Source organism: Brevibacillus sp. FSL K6-2834 (genome assembly GCF_038592925.1).
Classification (GTDB): Bacteria; Bacillota; Bacilli; order Brevibacillales; family Brevibacillaceae; genus Brevibacillus; species Brevibacillus borstelensis.
Map to the genome: position 1 here is coordinate 5,149,074 of NZ_CP151945.1, position 18,673 is coordinate 5,167,746.

General features: G+C 46.7%; 19 protein-coding genes and 1 pseudogene. 17 read left to right on the forward strand and 3 right to left on the reverse strand.

Annotated elements, in window-relative coordinates; translation table 11 throughout:
- Nucleotides 1-136 precede the first annotated feature (136 nt).
- Nucleotides 137-1,012 (forward strand): tyrosine-type recombinase/integrase, encoded by an 876-nt coding sequence (locus NST96_RS24985; protein WP_342404958.1) that lies wholly within the window; start codon nucleotides 137-139, stop codon nucleotides 1,010-1,012.
- Nucleotides 1,013-1,027: 15 nt separating this feature from the next.
- Nucleotides 1,028-1,303: a hypothetical protein gene (locus NST96_RS24990; protein ID WP_327986162.1), complete on the forward strand. Its 276-nt coding sequence runs from the start codon at nucleotides 1,028-1,030 to the stop codon at nucleotides 1,301-1,303.
- A 10-nt stretch (nucleotides 1,304-1,313) separates the two neighbouring features.
- Here NST96_RS24990 and NST96_RS24995 read toward each other — a convergent pair whose 3' ends face one another.
- A complete protein-coding gene (locus NST96_RS24995) occupies nucleotides 1,314-1,667 on the reverse strand; it encodes a helix-turn-helix transcriptional regulator (protein ID WP_342404959.1) in 354 nt (117 codons plus the stop codon).
- Nucleotides 1,668-1,853: 186 nt separating this feature from the next.
- Here NST96_RS24995 and NST96_RS25000 point away from each other — a divergent pair, with 186 nt between their 5' ends.
- The 4 genes and pseudogenes from NST96_RS25000 to NST96_RS25015 all read left to right on the forward strand — a co-directional run bounded on the left by NST96_RS25000 (nucleotide 1,854) and on the right by NST96_RS25015 (nucleotide 3,920).
- Nucleotides 1,854-2,318, forward strand: a complete 465-nt coding sequence (locus NST96_RS25000; RefSeq protein ID WP_172920584.1) for a hypothetical protein — start codon at nucleotides 1,854-1,856, stop codon at nucleotides 2,316-2,318.
- Between the two features lie 71 nt (nucleotides 2,319-2,389).
- Complete coding sequence (locus NST96_RS25005) at nucleotides 2,390-2,950, forward strand: hypothetical protein (RefSeq protein WP_172920583.1); 561 nt, start codon at nucleotides 2,390-2,392, stop codon at nucleotides 2,948-2,950.
- A gap of 111 nt (nucleotides 2,951-3,061) precedes the next feature.
- Complete coding sequence (locus NST96_RS25010; RefSeq protein ID WP_172920582.1) at nucleotides 3,062-3,463, forward strand: hypothetical protein; 402 nt, start codon at nucleotides 3,062-3,064, stop codon at nucleotides 3,461-3,463.
- Nucleotides 3,460-3,920, forward strand: a pseudogene (locus tag NST96_RS25015) (JAB domain-containing protein). Before NST96_RS25010 ends, NST96_RS25015 begins: the two are co-directional and overlap by 4 nt.
- A gap of 98 nt (nucleotides 3,921-4,018) precedes the next feature.
- Here the strand turns inward: NST96_RS25015 and istB (NST96_RS25020) are convergent.
- Nucleotides 4,019-4,798, reverse strand: a complete 780-nt coding sequence (gene istB / locus NST96_RS25020; protein WP_003386482.1) for an IS21-like element helper ATPase IstB — start codon at nucleotides 4,796-4,798, stop codon at nucleotides 4,019-4,021.
- Nucleotides 4,795-6,036 carry an IS21 family transposase gene (istA, locus tag NST96_RS25025; RefSeq protein ID WP_311067719.1) on the reverse strand — a complete coding sequence of 414 codons (1,242 nt, stop codon included), beginning with the start codon at nucleotides 6,034-6,036 and terminating at the stop codon, nucleotides 4,795-4,797. Before istA (NST96_RS25025) ends, istB (NST96_RS25020) begins: the two co-directional genes overlap by 4 nt.
- Before the next feature lie 89 nt (nucleotides 6,037-6,125).
- Here istA (NST96_RS25025) and NST96_RS25030 point away from each other — a divergent pair, with 89 nt between their 5' ends.
- The 11 genes from NST96_RS25030 to NST96_RS25080 all read left to right on the forward strand — a co-directional run bounded on the left by NST96_RS25030 (nucleotide 6,126) and on the right by NST96_RS25080 (nucleotide 18,581).
- Nucleotides 6,126-6,416 (forward strand): DUF960 family protein, encoded by a 291-nt coding sequence (locus tag NST96_RS25030; protein WP_342406552.1) that lies wholly within the window; start codon nucleotides 6,126-6,128, stop codon nucleotides 6,414-6,416.
- A 460-nt stretch (nucleotides 6,417-6,876) separates the two neighbouring features.
- Nucleotides 6,877-7,476: a hypothetical protein gene (locus NST96_RS25035; protein ID WP_342404960.1), complete on the forward strand. Its 600-nt coding sequence runs from the start codon at nucleotides 6,877-6,879 to the stop codon at nucleotides 7,474-7,476.
- A gap of 238 nt (nucleotides 7,477-7,714) precedes the next feature.
- On the forward strand, nucleotides 7,715-9,202 hold the full coding sequence (gene istA, locus NST96_RS25040) for an IS21 family transposase (RefSeq protein ID WP_227278712.1): 1,488 nt from the start codon (nucleotides 7,715-7,717) through the stop codon (nucleotides 9,200-9,202).
- A gap of 1 nt (nucleotide 9,203) precedes the next feature.
- Nucleotides 9,204-9,929: an IS21-like element helper ATPase IstB gene (istB, locus tag NST96_RS25045; protein ID WP_171506466.1), complete on the forward strand. Its 726-nt coding sequence runs from the start codon at nucleotides 9,204-9,206 to the stop codon at nucleotides 9,927-9,929.
- Between the two features lie 83 nt (nucleotides 9,930-10,012).
- Nucleotides 10,013-10,654 carry a hypothetical protein gene (locus NST96_RS25050; protein ID WP_172920166.1) on the forward strand — a complete coding sequence of 214 codons (642 nt, stop codon included), beginning with the start codon at nucleotides 10,013-10,015 and terminating at the stop codon, nucleotides 10,652-10,654.
- Nucleotides 10,655-10,735: 81 nt separating this feature from the next.
- Nucleotides 10,736-11,599 carry a tyrosine-type recombinase/integrase gene (locus tag NST96_RS25055; protein ID WP_172920165.1) on the forward strand — a complete coding sequence of 288 codons (864 nt, stop codon included), beginning with the start codon at nucleotides 10,736-10,738 and terminating at the stop codon, nucleotides 11,597-11,599.
- 16 nt (nucleotides 11,600-11,615) lie between these two features.
- Entirely contained in the window at nucleotides 11,616-12,401 is a 786-nt protein-coding gene (locus tag NST96_RS25060; protein ID WP_172920164.1) for a hypothetical protein, read from the forward strand.
- Nucleotides 12,402-12,562: 161 nt separating this feature from the next.
- Nucleotides 12,563-14,362, forward strand: coding sequence for a DUF927 domain-containing protein (locus tag NST96_RS25065; protein WP_172920163.1), 1,800 nt, complete (start codon nucleotides 12,563-12,565; stop codon nucleotides 14,360-14,362).
- 1,328 nt (nucleotides 14,363-15,690) lie between these two features.
- Complete coding sequence (locus NST96_RS25070; RefSeq protein ID WP_342404961.1) at nucleotides 15,691-16,488, forward strand: Ig-like domain-containing protein; 798 nt, start codon at nucleotides 15,691-15,693, stop codon at nucleotides 16,486-16,488.
- Between the two features lie 345 nt (nucleotides 16,489-16,833).
- A complete protein-coding gene (locus NST96_RS25075; protein WP_251246992.1) occupies nucleotides 16,834-17,697 on the forward strand; it encodes a tyrosine-type recombinase/integrase in 864 nt (287 codons plus the stop codon).
- Nucleotides 17,698-17,768: 71 nt separating this feature from the next.
- Entirely contained in the window at nucleotides 17,769-18,581 is an 813-nt protein-coding gene (locus NST96_RS25080; RefSeq protein ID WP_338463162.1) for a hypothetical protein, read from the forward strand.
- Nucleotides 18,582-18,673: the final 92 nt, after the last annotated feature.

Below are 18,673 nucleotides of genomic sequence, written 5' to 3' on the forward strand. Positions count from 1 at the left end.
TCAAACGCAAGTTCAGATATTTAATATTATTGTGACGGTATAAAGGAAGGAGGTTTGAACGAAGGCAATTCATAAAACATCCCTGTGTCCAATCGACGGATGCAGGGCCGTTTTTGTGTTTCAGGAGGTGTTTCAAATGGACGTGATTCAGCAGTTCGAAGAGTATCTTGTGGAGAATGGGATCGCGCCGAAAACGATCGAATCCTACGTGGGCGACGTCAGGGCGTTTTGTGCGTTCCTGAGTGAAATGGGAGTGGATCAGCCTACCGATCTCAAGCGCTTCTACGTCTCCAGCTACAAGAATCATCTAATGGAGCAAAAGTACGCGGTGGCAACCATCAACAAGAAGATCAACTCCCTGCAGGCGTTCAACCTGTTCCTGATCGATCGCAAGTTGACCACGGAGCAGGTCGTCACGCTGCGTAAAGACAGGATCAAGGTGGCAGCCGGAAGCGAGGGAGAAGTCGAGGTGTTCAGCGAGCAGGAAGTCAATCAGCTTCTGTTTTTCGTCCAGGACAGGACGAAGGTCACCTTGCGGAACCATCTCATCGTTTGGCTGCTTTTGTACACGGGCGTTCGGGTGAGCGAACTGTGCGGCATCCGGCTCGGTGACATCGACTACCTAACCAATACCCTGAGAGTGACGGGCAAAGGAGGGAGGTACCGAGAGATTCCGCTACGCCCCGATCTGGTTGATCTCATCAAGGAGTACGTCAGGACGGAACGGCAGCGGAGCAAGCATCGGGAGAGCCCGTTTCTTCTCGTCAGCCAGCGAGCGGAGAAGATGCACAAAGACGCGGTGAACACGATGCTGGAGGGCTTGGAAAAGCGCCTTGGCTTCCGCATCTACCCTCACAAGTTCCGGCACACGTTCTGCACGCGGCTGCTCCAGAAAAACGTGCCGCTGACGACGGTGAGCAAGCTGGCCGGACACGCGCACATACAGACGACCGCTCACTTCTACATCAATACCAGCAAAGAAGAAAAGGAGCGTGCGGTGAATCTACTGTAGAAAGGAGATACAAACGTGAATTCAGTACGGGAAGAATACGAAGCGTTGATTTTGCGGGAAGACGGCGTGGTTCGGAGCGTCCAAACATGCGAACGAGCCCTGTTCCTGCTGGTGGACGAATTGGTCTACAGGGAGAGCGAAAGCTCCTGCCTGGAGACAGCGGAGGCGATCTGCGAGGCGATCCGGCAGAAAGAAGAAGAATTGCGCAAGCAATGGCACCGGATCAGATGGGAAAAGGCGCGTCTGGCCAGCCAGTTCTCGGACAGACAAGCGAAAGCGGAGGTGAGATGACATTCATCGCTCACTTCCGCTTTTCTTCTTCCCAGCTAAAGACGGTTTTCATGAGTGCCAGCACCAGCGAATGGTCGGCAACGGGACGTTCAGACAGCAGCATGACGATCTTTCCGAGCTCCGTTTCGGGGCCGAGCGGATCGACGGAGTGGAACAGCTGCTCCAAAGGAATGCCGAGACTGCGGGCGATCTTGGAGAGACTTTCAATCGTCAGGTTCTTCTCTCCCCGCTCGATCTGGCCGACGTAGTTAGTGTGCAGGCCGGAAAGCTCGCCGAGCTGTTCCTGGCTCAGGCCCTTGTCCATACGAAGAGTGCGAATCCGTTCGCCCAATCTCTTCGCCAGTTGTTTGGTGTTCGCTTCCATTCAACCCCACCTCACCACAAGCGTACAGGAGGTAGTTTGGTAGTAACACACACTATAGATGTTAGTTGACTATCAGATAACACCCGTAAGATAATGTAGGAAGAATTTGCTTATTCCGACGATATCTTCTATGATTCGACAGTCATAAACGGAGTGTTGACCTAGTAGGAAAGGATGAAACAGACAATGAAATTTGGAAAGGCCATAACAAGTGGATTTAATAAGCTCCACGCCGTCTTGTCTGGAGTAGGATTGTTCATCGTTGCACTTTGGATGATATCTTACTGGTTGGGTTTTGATATTGAAAGTGCCATCGACAAAAAACTTAGGCCAGAAAACGTCTACATTGAATCGGTCAAAGGTGGCTCACTTCAGCAATACTCGCAAGAGCCATTAGGGAAAGTGCTCGATACCGTATTTACAGATACCAAATGGTCGTACTACGAGGCAGACGGAAAGCACTTTGTTCAATTTGACGGGTTGCACTACACGGCAGAGGGAAATAACGTGGCAAAAATTAAATTCGAGGTCAAAGAGGGTGACATCTTTGAGGTGTCTTCCATAGCAGTAGACGGTAGAGAATTCTTTGAATTTGAATACGTCCCATTCATGAATATCGTCTTCAATGAGTATCAGAGTATAGGCATATAGTACAGTCATTCAAAAACGCTACCTAGCGAAGATACTGATCAAAATATCAACTTATAAAAAAGGAGTGTACTATGCAAAAGATATTCAACGGTTTGTTGGGTTTGCTCGTTCTGTTAGCGTTTGGAATATACCAATTTGGAATCGTGGGAGTCGCCCAGCACTCCTACGAGGAAAAAGCCTTGTATGTCGCCAAATACAATAGTGAAACTCCCAACCCTGAGGATGAAGTCGATACCGCGTTTTGGTTAGCAGAACGTGACATCCGCTATCATCTGAGGGTAAACAAGGATACGTTTTTGGCGGAAGAGCTAAGCGCAACAGCTAATCTATCGTACAATTTGTCCTACATTTTGAATCTTCCAGCGAAACTGATTCACAATATTCGCTTTGACGTTCAACTCGCGAATGAAATAAATCGATCCACGCTGGGTACAATCACAATGGCTACGGCAATTCTGTTTGACGTTGTGTATGCCATTGTCGGCTTTGTCGGAGCATGGCTCATGCTGCTAGTAGGAACAGTAGTCGGACTAGTCCTCCATCCCATCAATACGTTTCTGGACATACCCGCTTGCATTTGGGGACTCCTGAAGACGGTTTTCTATGCCATCTATCATCTTTTTGCGTGGTAGTCATTTTTCGTTTTATTAGTTGTTGTCAATCATTACAAACCAATAAAATTCATGAAGGCATCTTTCCTGAACAGCTCAGGGAAGGTGCCTTTTGTTATGGAGGAGATAAACATGCGGACAATTAAGACGATACAGGACATACACATCCTGCGGGAAGCAAGTGTATTTTCAAACGGCTTTATGAACTTCCTGGAAGAAGAATTTCTTGGGCTGAAGGAAGCGTTTGACTTTGACGGTCTGGATGAAGCTTTCACTCTAGAGTACGGCTATTTGGTGATTTTGCAACGTGGAGACAACCTGCGAGACTTGAGTGTGGTCGGACTGAAATGGGCACAGAATGGATTGCTAGGCTGCATGCCAGAGTATATCGAAAGAAATGAAAGAGCAGGAGAGGTTTGGTACAAAGTAGTGGTCGTATTCTCCAATGATGACGGGATGATCTTCTATGTTCCTGAGGAAACCGTTGCGAATGACGATGAAATAAAGACGTGGTTAGAGGAGAATGTGGAATGAAAACAGCCAAAGAAGCAGCGAAACGGGTCAACATTGTCCGACTTCAAATGGTGCGGAGTCCAGTCTCCTTTACCCGCAACGGCGAATCAGAATGGCAAACGATGCTGTAGGACTGTTCCTGAAGTTTCTTCAAGAAACGGATCGGGAGCAGTTCCTTTTGCTTTGCCTCAACGCCAAGAACGAGCCAACAGCCATTCACACCGTTTCAGTAGGTTCTCTGGATGCAAGTATTGTCCACCCAAGGGACGTGTACAAAACTGCCATTCTTGCGAACAGTGCAGCAGTGATTGTTGCTCATAACCATCCCAGCGGTGATCCCACACCCAGCAATCAAGACCTGGAAGTAACAAAGAGGCTCCAAGAGGCTGGGGAGCTGCTGGGGATCGCTGTGCTGGATCACATCATCGTAGGTACGGAGGGTGCCTATGTTAGCTTGAGAGAAGGAGGGTACATGTAGGGATGGAAACACGGAAACCGTTTTGCTCAGATCGATACGTGTCAATATCGATTTAATTTTCCCCAAAACTATCGGTTGAAAATTCCCCATTTTTGTCGCTACTGGTTGTTTACTTCAGCAGGCTCCGGTCGAAAGAAACCTGCTTTTTTCTTTTCCTTAATGCGATAACTTTCCCCTTTGATATTGATCGTACTGGAATGGTGAAGCAGTCGGTCCAAAATCGCAGTGGCCAAAATGGTATCTCCGAAAATCTCTCCCCAGGCTCCGTACGATTTGTTTGAAGTCAAGATCAATGAACCTTTTTCATATCGTTCAGATACAATCTGAAAAAAGAAGTGAGCAGCAGTTTCGTCCATTTTGCGGTAACCAATTTCATCGATGATCAACAAGTCTGGTTTGGTGAGCGCCCGCATTTTTTGGGCAATCGTGCGATTGCCATGGGCCGTCTGAAGCGACTGTACCAGATCGTGGGCAGTGATAAAATAAACCGTATAGCGTTGCTTGATTGCTTCCAAACCAAGCGCTACGGCCAAATGAGTTTTACCGACACCGGGTGGCCCCAAGAAGATGAGGTTTTCCTGATGCTCAATAAAACCTAGAGTCGCCAAATCACGGATACGTCTTTCATCAATGGAAGGTTGGAAAGAGAAATCAAATTCGTCTAGTGTTTTTTTGAACGGAAGCCGTGCTAATCGAGTTCTTGTATGCAAAAATCGTTCGTATTTAGCCGCTAATTCCTCCTGCAGAAGCTTGTCCAAAAACTCCAAATACGATATGTTGTGTTTGGATGCTTCTTCGGCGTGATCGTGGAGGATCTCGGGGATGCGTATCCATCCAAAATGACGGGACGCTTCCAACAGGCGTTCTTGCAAGATCATTGCAGCGTCACCTCTTCTTCCGCCAGTTCTTCATACGCCGTAAGAGAGCGTTCCAACACTTCGGGTGTTGAATTCGCCATATAACGAGGTGTAGGTTGGGGAACCGGTTTGCTCGTAGATGTGCGAATTCCTTCGAAGTGTTTTTTTATGCTTACGGTCTGATGACGCCCCCACTGTTTGGAGTGTTCAGCGATTAGATGGCCATTGCAATAAAATCGCAAGACTCCATTTTTCTCATCTTGAATTTCTACTACTCGACCGATGTGCTCCCATGGAACAGAGTAACGATTGGCTTCAAAAGAAACATAAGCATCACTCATCACCTTCCGGTAATGCCGGTCCACAACAGCAAAAGGCACGTGGTTCAAAGGTTGGAGGTCTTCTACTTTCCATCGTTCATTCGGCATTTGATGGGTGGTTCCGTGAAGGCGACAATTTGCAACGGTGTCCAGCCAATAGCGTACTTGTTGATTGAGATCTTGTAGCCCGGTAAAAGTGCCGATGCGAGGCCAAAAGTTCTTTCTGAGATAACCCACCCCATTCTCCACTTTTCCCTTCGTTCGAGCCCGATAGGGCTTGCAGCTCAGCAGCTTGCACCCATAGTGGCTGGCAAAGCGGGCGAAACGCTCGTTCCAGATCACCCTACCATTGTCATCTCGACCAGAAACAACTGTTTTCATGTTGTCGTACAAACAACTTTGAGGGACACCCCCAAAGTACTGCCAAGCCCGAAGATGACATCCGATGAGAGTTTCCAGCTTTTCGTCCTCGGTAAATTCTACATACATCATGCGTGAATAACCCAGCACCATGACGAAAGCGTAAAGACGCTTTTGTTTTCCGTTGACATTTGCTCGAAAATGTCCCCAGTCTACTTGCGCTTGTTGTCCAGGTTTCGTTTCGTATCGTACGGTTACTTTTGAACGAAAGTGGGGACGCAGCGGCTTCATGAAGTCTCGTAAGATGGTGTCCTTTCCGGTATAGCCACGGGCTTTTATTTCTTCGAAGATGATGCGGGCATTTTGACAGCCCTCCGCCATACGAGTACGGATGAAATCCTTAAAAGGATCCAACTTGCTGGGACGTGGTTTGCGAGTAGGAAAGCTCTCTGGCGTATCTTTCAGGAGCCATTTTCGAATCGTTTTTCGATCCCGTCCCATCTCTTCAGCAATTTGGGTAATACTCATACCTTTCAGACGCATTTCTTTGATCACAAAAAACTCCCCATTTTTCACCATATTTACTCTCCTCCCGGAGAGTATGTCGGCTTTTTCTGGGGAATTTTAAACCGCTGATATTGGGGATTTTACAACCGATTTTGACATACGTGACACGTGGAGTCAATGAAGCTGTACCGTTTGAACTGCAGCTTCTCCTGTGGGGCATCCTTGAGAAAAGGCAGGAACGTGGAGAGCAGTTGGACTACCTACAAGTGTTCGAGCTTTCAGCAGAGTGGGTGGACGAAGAGCCAGTGCAGAAGATATTGAATCGGCAGGAGCAGCCATTCCATCAGGAAGTGTTTTACGTCAACCACATCGAGAATTTGGCCATTGGAGTAACCGTTTGGGGCATCGATTCGGGGGAGTACGCAACCATGCTCCTGCCGGAAGAATATTGAGAGGAGAGACAGAATGGGCCGATTAGTCATAGAGATTGCCATTGTCGTTTTGGCTGTTGTACTGAAATACAAGAAGTAAAAGAAAAGAGGAAAAGGCCAATGAATGCTTCACTAACGGACATAATATGGTTGATAGCCAGACTGTGGTTAGATGGAATGAGCAAAGAAGAGGCCATTGCCTACATTGCGGAAGAACAAGGGATAGATCATGAAGAGGTGCTTAGAATTCTGCTGTAAAAAGAAAGGATTAAAATTAGTTATGGAAATTGCGAAATAACGAGGAAACGAGAGAAAAAGGCTCGATTTTTGTTGGCGCTCGGGCGAATCGGCAGGGGTCGCTGCCGAATCCAAAAATGCTCCTCCAGAGACGGACTTTGATGGCTTCTAACTATTACTTTATACTAAATTCATCGGGGCCCTGAAATAACAAAAGTACTTAGTATAAAGGAGGAACAAGAAGATGTCATTCCAACTTATCAAAGGCTATCCAATTCACCCACAAGGACTTATCGTAGCTGAAGTAGCTAAGATTTGGATGGAGAAAAATTGCGAGGTGAAGATAAAGGAAAAAAAGAGAATTTCCGACCTTATATGGATTGAGTTTGCCACGGAGTTTAGTAAGATCACACAACGATACTTCCCCATTATGGAAGAGGACACAGAACTGGGGAAAGTAGTGAAAGCTATCACCGGAGGGTACATACCGGATCGTATTGACGATCCCGAAGAGTTTTTCGTCGGCAAAGAGGTTAAGATCGAAGTGAAACATAACAAGTCTCGGGACACGGGTCGTAAATTTGCCAATGTCGCTAGTGTCTACCCACTGGAAGAAGAGGATGACGAAAGCGATGATGATGACGACTTCTCTGATAAAAACACTGAATATTCCGATAAATATAGTGATGACGATGATCTTGATGTAGACGATCTTGAATTTAATGATCCTGATAGATTCGGCGATTCCGAGGAAGACGATGACTCAAATGACTACGATAATGACGACGATGACGTGGAGCCGGATGATGATGTAAACGATGAAGACCTTGACCTTGAGGATTAAGGAATACAGCATTGCTAGTTAGCGTGTAAATCACCAAACCTTGGAGATTCATGCTAGAACTAAGTCCAGTCAACCACTACTACTAGTAGATCATAGGGAGGTTGTTTATTGCACAATAGAAATGCCTAATATTGCAGCGTAAAAATGCTCAAAACAAATACAAAAAAGGCACTTGTCAGCATCAATAATTCCTCCTACCGTTAGGTTTGGGACAACTTAGCGAAGGAGAATGGAAAGGATGCTGAAAATGCCTCAACAACACTATATCAGGTTTTTACGCGAAGTAGAAGGATGCTCGGTAAACGAGATTGCAGGACGCGTAGGTGTTCACTGGCGGACTGCCAAAAAATATGCCGATAAAACCGATTGGAATGCCTCGATGACAAAACGAAAGGGCAGAAGTCCTGTCATGGGTCCATTTATGGAGATCGTCGATACCTGGTTAGAGGAGGACCGTTTGGTCCCCCGTAAGCAGCGACACACAGGTGTGCGCATTTTCCAACGTTTGCGCGATGAGCATCAGTTTACAGGTGGACAACGTACAGTATTGGCCTATGTGCAGAGACGAAAAAGTGAAATGGAACTGGACCGTGCCAAAACGTACGAACGGCTTGAACATCCACCGGGTGAGGCACAAGTGGACTTTACAACCATTGAGGTATGCCGAGATCATCGATTGGTCACATACAAACTGCTGGTAATGTCTTTTCCGTACAGCAATGCCGCTTTCGTCTATCCGACACCAGCGGAGAATCAGGAATGCTTTTTGGAGGCGATGAAGCTGTGCTTTGAACAAATGGGAGGTGTTCCTCAGCGAATCTGGTTTGACAATCTCTCCGCTGCCGTCGTTCATATCGAGAAGCAGGGCGAACGGCAATTAACGGATGGCTTCCAGCGATTCTGCGCTCACTACCGGTTTGAAGCTGTCTTTTGCAACCCATACAGTGGTCATGAGAAGGGGCACGTGGAGAACAAATGCGGGTACTCCAAGCGCAATTGGGCAGTGCCGATTCCCATCTATGAAAGCCATGAACAGTTAGTTGCCTACTTCGCCGAGCAAGCTAGCCGTGATCGTGGTCGTCAGCATTATGCCCTAAATCGTTGCATCGCAGATCTATGGGAGGATGATCGCCGTAAATTGCTTACCTTGCCGGAGCATGGATTTGAGGCTTTTCGCTTGGGTGCTGCAGTGGTGAATAAGTATGGAGAGATTCGGAAGGATGAATTGACGGTTCCGTTGCTGGGGATGGCAACGCCAGGCAGTGAGGTACTGATCCAAACGTTTTGGGATCGCCTTGTCATTCTAAACGGCCAACACCAGCTAATTCGGGAAGTACCCAGACCTTATACGGGACGAAATGTAGACATTCCGTGGTCACAAGTATGCGCTGGATGGCTGAAAAAACCACGTAGTGTAACGCACTCGCAGTTTCTCCGTATGCTACCGGAGATCTTGCAAGGGTATGTAACCGTGAAGGATCTAACAGAGCGAAAAGATCGTCTTCAGGCAATGTCGCACTGGTGTGATATTTACACCATCGAACAGATTCAAGAGGTAATTGCTCTACTAGGCCAAGACACACCGATTACGCGCATCACGGCCGTGCTAGGCGTAAAATATGGCAGTCGTGACCTCCCTGTCACGTGGGAGGAGACGTTGTCCCCTCCGGGAACTCGCGTAGAAGGTTCTCTCCAACGCTATGATCAACTTGTGGGGGTGAGCTGAGATGCCGACGGCATTGGGAGATTTGTGCCGACAACTCCGATTGGCGCATGTCGTGGACTACGTATCCGTTCAACAGAATGAGCAGATTCGTAGCATTGTGGAGCAAATCCTTGTTGCGGAACTGGACGGCCGCCGCCGTGCCAAGTTAGGTAAGCTTGTTCAGCAGGCGGGGTTCCCGCATATTAAGACTTTCGAGGGGTATGTGTATGACCATATCTCTTTCCCTAGTGGCAGTAGTCCGGAGCTGCTCCAGGAATTGGATTGGCTCGAACGCAAAGAAAATTTACTCTTAATGGGTGCCGTCGGCACAGGGAAAACCCATATGGCAACGGCACTGGGCGTGGAGGCTTGCCGCCGGGGCAAGGCGGTACAGTTCTACCGGGCTTCCGATTTTGTTTCTGTACTTCAGGAAAAATTTGTGGCGGGAACACTCAGCCGATTTCGCGAGAAATTGAAAAAGATAGATTTACTTATTCTCGATGAAGTCGGCTACGTGCCGTTCAGCCAAACCGGTTCTGAGTTATTGTTTAACGTGATTGCGGATTGCTATGAGCAACAGAGTGTGATCGTTACATCTAACCTGGAGTTTGGCCAATGGACATCGGTGTTTGGAGACACGAAGCTCACGTCGGCGCTCGTTGATCGTCTGGTACACCACGCTCATATCCTCTCATTCACAGGTGAGAGTTTCCGCTTCAAACAGGCAATGGATAGGATTCCTTTGTAGTTTCAAACGGCTGGCAAGTGCTTAGGCAATTTTGGCTGCAAAGCTGAGCATTTTCTACTTGCAAAACACAGGAGGTAAGTTCAATGTCACAATCTAACCAACCAATTGCGATTCATATTCACGTTCAGCAACAATCTGGAAAGGAAATGCCGGAGGTATTTGTTAGTCAAAATGTGTACGAGGATGTCGACATCATAAGTAACGGCAGTGAGTGGTATAACAAAAGCAATTGTTATACGGATGAGATGAGGAAGGAGGCGCTAGAATTCTTTAAGAATCATTTCTTTGCTCACGGAATGGAAGCTTGTTTCTCCGATTATAAAGGAATTGAGTTAGCTACACTTCCTAAGGATATGGCAGCACAATATATAAAGCAGATCGCAAGTGCATTAAACCAACTTCCGGTTCCACCGAATCATGTCCTAGAGTGTGAAGATATTGTCTTTGCAACATGGGATGTCCCCGCTGAAAGGAAATTCATTCCGTTTAGCATAGAAGAGTTTCGGCAAATGTGGAACAACTTCTTTGTTACACTTAGTGCCATTGAAATTAGTACTCCACGACATTGTGAAGAGCCGGAGTTATATGAGCTGGATATGTCTGAAGAAGAACAAGTTTTTTACTATTATCAAAATATCAAACCGATTCTTGTTTTTGACCGGATGTGCGGCCTACAACTTGGTGTGAACGAAAAAGGGAAATATAAAGAAAAATTAATCGGGTAAAGGATTTAGATAAAGGAATTATTCAGCCGGACTACATTCAATATTTGTGTAGTCCGGTACAAAAGTAAGGGAGGTTCCTTCATGCGATTTGTTGAAGCAACTGAACAGTTCATCAATCACTTATTAGCATCCGAACGTAGCCAGCAGACTATAAGCGGGTACGGGAAGGACCTGCGTATGTTTAATCAGTTCCTGACCCAAAAGTACAACTGCCAGCCGTATCTGGATGAAATCACGTCAGTAGACATAGAGAACTACTTGGTTTGGCTAAAGGAAGTGCGGAACAACGCTCCTGCAAGCCGTTCCAGGCATTTTCACACGTTGCGCTCGTTCTATGCTTATGCCTACCGAAAGGAGTGGGTGCAGCGTGACGTATCGCTTTCAGTGGAGGGAGTAAAAGTACCACAAAAGGAGCGAACCTTCCTGTCCGAGATTGAAATTAAACAGTTGTTGAAGGCGATCGACCATCCCTTGATTCGCCTAGTAGTAGAAACTATGTATCGAACGGGATTACGTATTTCCGAATGCTTGAATCTTACGATGGAGACAGTTGATATGGATAACAAGGTCATCCATGTCGTTGCTGGGAAAGGAAACAAAGACAGACTTGTTCCGATTTCATCCACCCTCCTGCCAATTCTTCAGAGATATGTCAGAGAGGAACGGGTCATCACTTCTTCTCCCTACTTCTTTGCCACAAAGAAGACAGGCAAAGTATCTCCAGCCTATGTCAATCATCATATCCACAAAGCGACGAAAGAACTCGGTTGGAAGAAGCATATATCGGCGCACATCTTACGTCATAGTTTTGCTAGCCAGTTGGTAAAAAAAGACGTCAATTTAGTACAGATTCAAAAGCTATTGGGCCACAGTTCATTAAAAGTCACCAGTGTCTACACCCACAGCAATCTCGAACAGCTAAGCGAAGCCGTAAACGAGTTATAAGGGAGGGGAAACATACATGGCTATTGTACAGGAGAACATGCCCATCTACGATGAGCGGGTCAAGGAAATCTTACAAGGGCTGACGGAAGGAAAAACTCGGGAGCAACTAGCTGAACAGTACGAATACAGCGACTATCGCTCATTAGACATGTACATGCGGCGACGTAACTTCACATGGGATCGGCAACGGCAGACATACGTCCCGTCCCATTCCCGATTAGACGGGCAAGATCTGGATTCGCTCGTCAGTACATCTTCTAAAGCAGCTCATGTCATCTCCCTCTTCAAGAAAGAGGGAGCGGATGCCAAAACTATCGCTAAACGGATGGGATTCGGGGATCACCGGGAGTTAGCAGGGTACATGAAAGGGAAAGGGTACGTTTGGTCGGCTGAAAAAAGTAACTACGTCAAGCAGATGGGCATCCAGCACGATTCGGAAGCATCGAGTGAAGGAAGCGACGAGGCCCATGAAAATCCTTTTCCATCCCCGAATGTCCCGATGATAGACCTTCCGGGAACGACTCGCTTTCTTCCGATCTTAGAAATACTAGAGCGAAATCGGGACAGGCTGATTGATATTCTTACACCAGCCTCTGTAACCGGAAACATTCCCCGCTACGTAATTCCAGGCGTGTTCGTCACCAAGTCAGTTCATATGACTAATACACTGGATCAACTTGTACGGGACTTTAGCAGGGAGAAGAACATGAGCCAGCGTGATATTTTCGTTGTGGCACTCGTAGAGTTTTTTCGTCGATACGGGTACGAGCGGGAAGTGGAAACACTCTTGGGTCAGCGGTAAGGCGATTGTCTTTGTGGCGAAACAGACGGTGCGGTCGGTGCAAAAAACCTTGAACCAAGTGGTGCCAAGGGTTGCTACCGCCCCGCTCACCGTCTCGCAGCCAAGGGTCAATTGTTGGGAGGGTCATTTTTTTTCAAGCAATGCAAAGGGGGAGAATTCAGGTGGCGAAAGAAGAGGGCAAGATTGGGAGAAAGAACGGGAGGTTGGTGTGCGTCAGCAATGGAAAAATGGTAGACCTGGGAGCAGCGATTGACGTAGACCAATACGTGACTAATTTGGATACAGGAGAAGTGACGCTTCAGCTATCATTTCTGGATAATGAAAAGCGCGTCCGTAGATCACTGAAACGAAACGAACTTACTAAAAGTGGGATGAACCAATTAACGCGATACGGTGCAGACTGTTGGCAAGAAGTGGCTGACGCATATGTGTCCAATTTACGGAAGCAGATCACCAAAAAGAAGCGGAGTTATGAGCATAGCAACGTCGGATGGGGAACATACGAGGATCAACCTATATTCAAGTTGCACAAGGGGATTGGCTTTCCATCTACATACGATGGGGTAAAGTATGATCTAAAACCGAAAGGCTCACTCGATGCGTGGTGCCAGATGGTGCGAGAAGAAGTGCTAGGGAATCCTTGGCTGGAGTTTGCACTTGCTGCTGGGTTCACAGCTCCACTACTTTCTATTCTCAAAGAGGAAGCACATATGGATTCCTTGTTTTTCAACTTTTTTGGTATAACCAGTACTGGAAAAACGCTCACCACCCGATTGGCCGTCAGTATTTTTGGCTTACCCGATACAGGGAGAAAAGGATTGCTGGTTACTTGGTACGGAACCGATCAAGGGATTTTGTATAATCTACATGGGAATTACGGTGTTCCCATTGTGATTGACGATACGTCCATGATGGAAGAAGGAAAAGATCTAACGCAATTCGCCTATACTGTCGTAGCAGGACTTGCGAAAATGGCACTCACGTCCCAGGGAACGAAGCGGGAGCAGGGTGACTGGATGACCACCATTTTCTCAAGTTCCGAGAAGTCTATATTTGGGGAGACCGATCAACGATCTGGGATTCGTGTTCGTTTTTTTGAAATCAATGAACCCTATCTGACACGATCAGCGGAAAACGCAGAGCGTATCGAGCAAGTGATCCTCAAAAACTATGGTCAAGCGGGACCGATTTATGCGGAACATTTGCTGAAGATTGGGAATGAAGAGATTCAGCGTCGCTGGAGAAAAAGTCGTCAGGACTTGTTGGCTCGATTGGAGGAGAAGGATAGCTTTTCAAAACGAATTGCCGGTAAACTAGCGATTGTGAAACTCGCAGGTGAGTTAGCAAATGAAGCCCTTGATTTGGGCCTAGACCTAAATGAGTTGACGGAAAGTTTGTTGCACATTGAACGAAAGTCGATGAGTGAGCGCAATAAGGGAGACGAAGCCTACCAGTTCATCATGGAGTACTTTGTCCGTAATCGGCACAAATTCTTTCGGGACAAAAGTGACTGGGATAAGGACAAGCCCATTGTCGGAAAATACGTAGAGAAAAATGGGCTCGTGACGCAAATCCAGATTCCTAAAGAAGAATTTGAAAAGCTGATGAAACAGGGAAAGTTTAATGTTGAGCAGGTCGTTTCCAAGTGGAAAGAGTCTGGTCGACTGATCCACGAAGCTGGAAAGAACACCCTGTCGCGTGTGTTCCAGCCAGGTGTCCCAAAGATGCCGCAGTACGTCTTCAAAGTAGAGACAAGCAAGAGAGATGAAATGCAAACCAATGCACCGGAGAAGTCTGCTGTCCGTAAGCAACCATCTGATAAAGGGGTACGATCGATAAAAAGCAAGGCTCCTCAAAGACAGGTGAAGCGTACCTCTACTCATAGCGGGTTTTCACTCCAAAAGGGGGCGATCCCCGAATGGATGATGGATACGGAACAAATTCTACTGGAAAGTGAGTAAATGGAGAAGGTCTACCGATGAGGTAGGCTTTTTTGTTTTAGAGGGGTGCCTAAAGCATAGTGAAGGTCATCCGATCCTTTCTTTGGGATCGAACCGGACAAATCAATCGGCGGTGCGATAAGCGGATCGGTAAGAATCGTTGAACCACATGGGATGGGGTCCAATCGCACCGACCGATCCGCCAATCAGGGAAGCGAACGCGCCCAATGCTCGCTGGTTCACAATGAAGCTACGCTAGCGGTTCGATAAGCGGGTCGGTGATAACCCTTGGGTCGCATAGGATGGGGTGAAATCGCACCGACCGCCCCGCTAATCAGGGAAAACGAACGCGCTCAATGTCTCGCAGAGAAACGGAACAGTGACTCCCCTTGTAGGTGCAGTGAGCGGGACAGAGCCAATCGATGAGGCACATGGTCTTTCGTGAAAATGCACCGATTGTACCAATAGCGCAGACGGGAAAGGGAGGGCAATCCTCTAACGCGATGGCTTACAACGCATAAAGAAGGATTCGATGACAATCATGGAGGAATCAAAGCTAACTGAAAGCAGGATGAGAAATCGTAATCTAACCATATCTCCCTTATAATCATAGGAGGAACGAAAGACGAAAGGTGGCTACTTGAGCCACCCAGACAAAAAAGAACAAAAACGAGGGGTGGAGAAAGAAGCTGCCTTTCGGAAAGAGTGGAATAAGGTTGTATAGTATTATTATGAATATATTTTATTATATTATGATTGTTATTATATTTATATATTATTTAATATACTTATAAATAAGATAATAACTAAAATATAAGAACAAACTCGTCTCCGCTCTCGTTCTTGTCCCTGAAAACGGCGGTGCGATCGGTGCGTTTTTGCGAAATCTTATGGGAGACATGGGTTCTCAGCGACCCGATTATTGCACCGGATTGGGAAATTCTGCGTTTTGAAAGGAAGTTTACCAAAACCCTTAGAAAACCAAAATAAAGATGTCCTACTTTCCAAAACATGTATACTTCCATTCTTTTGAGTTGAGTTTCTTCCATTATATATAGTTCAACAAATGATGTGACATGAGGGTTATAGAATTCAATGGGAGGCAAGGAGTTTGAAAATATGGCAGCGATAAAGCGGATGTCATTGACCTTGCAAATGCTAAGCTGGCTGTAGATAACAGCACTTTCGCACTTAAAGTTACCGACCTGGCATTTAAAGCAGGTACTGATACGCTTGTAATCAAGAACAAAGGCAATGCAGTAGTTGGCACTGTTTCTGTTCAAGTAGTAGATGTTGCTGGACAAGAGCCAGACAATTACAAACTGGTTCCAGCATCTTCTACCGAAGATTTGAAACTGGATATTTACCCAACGAAAGAAACAGTGGATCTTTCCATCGAGAAATATGTTGGCGATGTTAAAGTAGGAACCGTTGTTGAGGCAGAAGAAGGTTTCACCTTTGTTTCCGATAACGAAAAAGTTGCTACTGTAAATGCCAAAGGTGAGGTAACTGCAGTCGCTGCCGGTAAAGCAGTGATCTCCTACAAACAAGGCGGTATCACGGTAGCAACCGTTGAAGTAGAAGTAACAAACTCTACTCCACAAATCACTGATATCAAACTGAAAGAAGGCAAAACTCAGGTTGAGGTTGCAGGCGGAGTAGAAACAGCTGACGCTGCTACATTTACCGATCTGATTGATGAACTGCAATTTATCGGTGCAGACGGTAAAGAAATCGCTCTGTCTGTGAATAATTCCGATGAACTGACCGGTATTGAGTTTAAAACTATCGTTGATTCTGATGACTTGGTAGCAGTTTCCGACCTTGGTACTGTAGCGAAAGCTGCAACTAAAGCTGTTACTAAAGACACCAAAGCAACATTGGTTATTACTCTCGATGCGGCTTACGGCGGCAAAGAAGTAGTGCTTCCGATTCTGGTTACTGCAGCTGTTGAAGGCGGCACAGACACTGGCGCAGGTACTGACACTGGTGCAGGCACAGACACTGGCGCAGGCACAGACACTGGCGCAGGCACAGACACTGGCGCAGGCACAGACACTGGCGCAGGCACAGACACTGGCGCAGGCACAGACACTGGCGCAGGCACAGACACTGGTGCAGGCACAGACACTGGCGCAGGCGCGTAAATTATTAGTCAGGACGTCTGTCCATAAGAATTTTCAACTAAGAGTCTAACATCGAAAGGTGTTAGACTCTTTCTTTTTGTTTTCATTGAACAGAAATGATGACACAACTCTGGAATCATTCGTTACCGAGTTCAGACAGAAAATCACTATATGAAGAAAACCAGCAGCACAAACCATATGTTGAAAATACCCAAAGATGTAATCTTGTCTACACTGACTTCCCAATAATATTTGAACTGCAACCGTTTCCAAGTTATACGACCTATAAAACTGGTTAGAATGTTTGATATGACAATATGTCCATAAGATGAAGCATGTTTCGTTACTAAAGGTGGGCAGATAGCCATGCTACTCATAAATGCGATTCAATTGTTTATGCAATACTTGTCCTCTATAGATCGAAGCCATGAGACGATTACCGGCTACCGCAAGGACCTGATTTTTTTCACTCGCTTCCTTGAAGCCAAGTATAACGTCGAGCCCTACATTGATGAAATTACAGCAAACGATATAGAAGATTACCTCACCTACCTCAAAGAAAAACGAAATTATGCACCCGCCAGCAGGGGGCGCAACCTTCATACGCTGCGTTCTTTTTTTGCATACGCTTACAACAAAGAGCTGGTGAGCCGCAATGTAGCGCTTTCTGTGGAAAAAATTAAGGTGCAGCAAAAAGAAAGAACCTATCTGACGGAAGAAGAAGTCGAGCAACTAATTACAAAGATCGACCACCGTTTGATTCGCTTGGTGGTGATCGTCTTATACATGACGGGAATGCGAATATCCGAATGCCTGAATCTGACGGTCGACAACGTAGACTTGAAACATCGGGTAATCCATGTCGTCGCCGGGAAAGGGAACAAGGACCGACTCATACCCATTTCCAATAGACTGCTTCCCTTACTTGAGGATTACATTCGCAACCAACGCCCTGAAACCGAATCTCCGTTGTTTTTCTGCACCAAGAAAACGGGAAAGCTGTCCCCTGTCTACGTCAATCGAATCATATCGCAGGCAGTCAATGAGCTGGGCTGGAAAAAGAAGGTGACAGCTCACATCCTGCGCCACAGCTTCGCCAGTCGGCTGGTCAAAAAGGATGTGAATCTCGTGCAAATACAAAAGCTGCTGGGACACTCGTCTTTGAATGTGACGAGTATCTATACACATACCGATTTGGAGCAACTGAGCGAGGCAATCAATACCCTGTAAACAAGATAGAGAAACGATAAAGAAATGGGCATGGAAACATGCAAGGGAGTTTAATAGGGGTGTATAAAACAATGGATGTACAAGCAGATCAAAAGCCCATCTACGATGAACGTGCAAATGCCATACTCCGCGGTCTCGTGGAGGGGAAGACTAGGAATGAACTCGCAAAAGAACTAGGCTATAAAAACTACAAAACCCTCGATATTTACATGCGGCGCAAGAATTTCAAATGGGACCGGGATAAGCAAAACTACGTGCCGGCCTACAGTCGCGTGGACAAACAGGATATGGATCTGGCACTGCTTCGTTCGTCAAAAGTAGCCACGGTCATTTCCCTGTTCCAAAAAGAAGGAGCCGACGCCAAGACGATTGCCAAACGCCTAGGCTTCGCCGATCACCGTGAACTGGCCAATTACATGAGAGCGAAGGGCTACAGATGGTCGTCCGAGCAGGGGAATTACACGAGAGTATACGGACAGCTCCAGGAGGAGGCTGAGGGCCGTCCAGAGGCCGTAGAAGAGCTGCAGGATAGTCATGGAGGGGATGAGGCTGTAAACACATCTACGGCCCCCAGATTGAGCCGTGCGGACACAGTCCAATTGGAGCGCTATTTGCCCCTTCTGGAGATGCTGGAGCGAAACAAGGACCGGCTGATCGATCTGATCGTGCCGGGGGCAGAAAGCGGAAAGGTGCCGCGCTACGCAGTTCCAGGGATTTTCGTGACCAAATCCGTACACATGACCAATACGCTCGATTCACTTGTCCGGGAATACAGCAAGGAAAAGAACATCAGCCAGAGAGACATCTTCGCTGTAGCGCTGATCGAGTTCTTTCGCAGGTATGGATATGAGCGTGAAATAGAAACTTTGCTGGGAAGGACATAGCTTGGGGCTATGTCTTTTTGCTGTCTTGACGAGGGAAAAGAAAAAGGGCCAACGCTTGTAGCGGTCGACCCACTTTTATCGATTCATGGCAG

Bases quoted from the DNA above. Each gene is read 5' to 3' on its own strand.
- NST96_RS24985 (WP_342404958.1), top strand. From the start codon at position 137: ATGGACGTGATTCAGCAGTTCGAAGAGTATCTTGTGGAGAATGGGATC.
- NST96_RS24995 (WP_342404959.1), bottom strand. From the start codon at position 1,667: ATGGAAGCGAACACCAAACAACTGGCGAAGAGATTGGGCGAACGGATT.
- NST96_RS25000 (WP_172920584.1), top strand. From the start codon at position 1,854: ATGAAATTTGGAAAGGCCATAACAAGTGGATTTAATAAGCTCCACGCC.
- NST96_RS25005 (WP_172920583.1), top strand. From the start codon at position 2,390: ATGCAAAAGATATTCAACGGTTTGTTGGGTTTGCTCGTTCTGTTAGCG.
- NST96_RS25010 (WP_172920582.1), top strand. From the start codon at position 3,062: ATGCGGACAATTAAGACGATACAGGACATACACATCCTGCGGGAAGCA.
- istB (WP_003386482.1), bottom strand. From the start codon at position 4,798: ATGATCTTGCAAGAACGCCTGTTGGAAGCGTCCCGTCATTTTGGATGG.
- istA (WP_311067719.1), bottom strand. From the start codon at position 6,036: ATGGTGAAAAATGGGGAGTTTTTTGTGATCAAAGAAATGCGTCTGAAA.
- NST96_RS25035 (WP_342404960.1), top strand. From the start codon at position 6,877: ATGTCATTCCAACTTATCAAAGGCTATCCAATTCACCCACAAGGACTT.
- istA (WP_227278712.1), top strand. From the start codon at position 7,715: ATGCTGAAAATGCCTCAACAACACTATATCAGGTTTTTACGCGAAGTA.
- istB (WP_171506466.1), top strand. From the start codon at position 9,204: ATGCCGACGGCATTGGGAGATTTGTGCCGACAACTCCGATTGGCGCAT.
- NST96_RS25050 (WP_172920166.1), top strand. From the start codon at position 10,013: ATGTCACAATCTAACCAACCAATTGCGATTCATATTCACGTTCAGCAA.
- NST96_RS25055 (WP_172920165.1), top strand. From the start codon at position 10,736: ATGCGATTTGTTGAAGCAACTGAACAGTTCATCAATCACTTATTAGCA.
- NST96_RS25060 (WP_172920164.1), top strand. From the start codon at position 11,616: ATGGCTATTGTACAGGAGAACATGCCCATCTACGATGAGCGGGTCAAG.
- NST96_RS25075 (WP_251246992.1), top strand. From the start codon at position 16,834: ATGCTACTCATAAATGCGATTCAATTGTTTATGCAATACTTGTCCTCT.
- NST96_RS25080 (WP_338463162.1), top strand. From the start codon at position 17,769: ATGGATGTACAAGCAGATCAAAAGCCCATCTACGATGAACGTGCAAAT.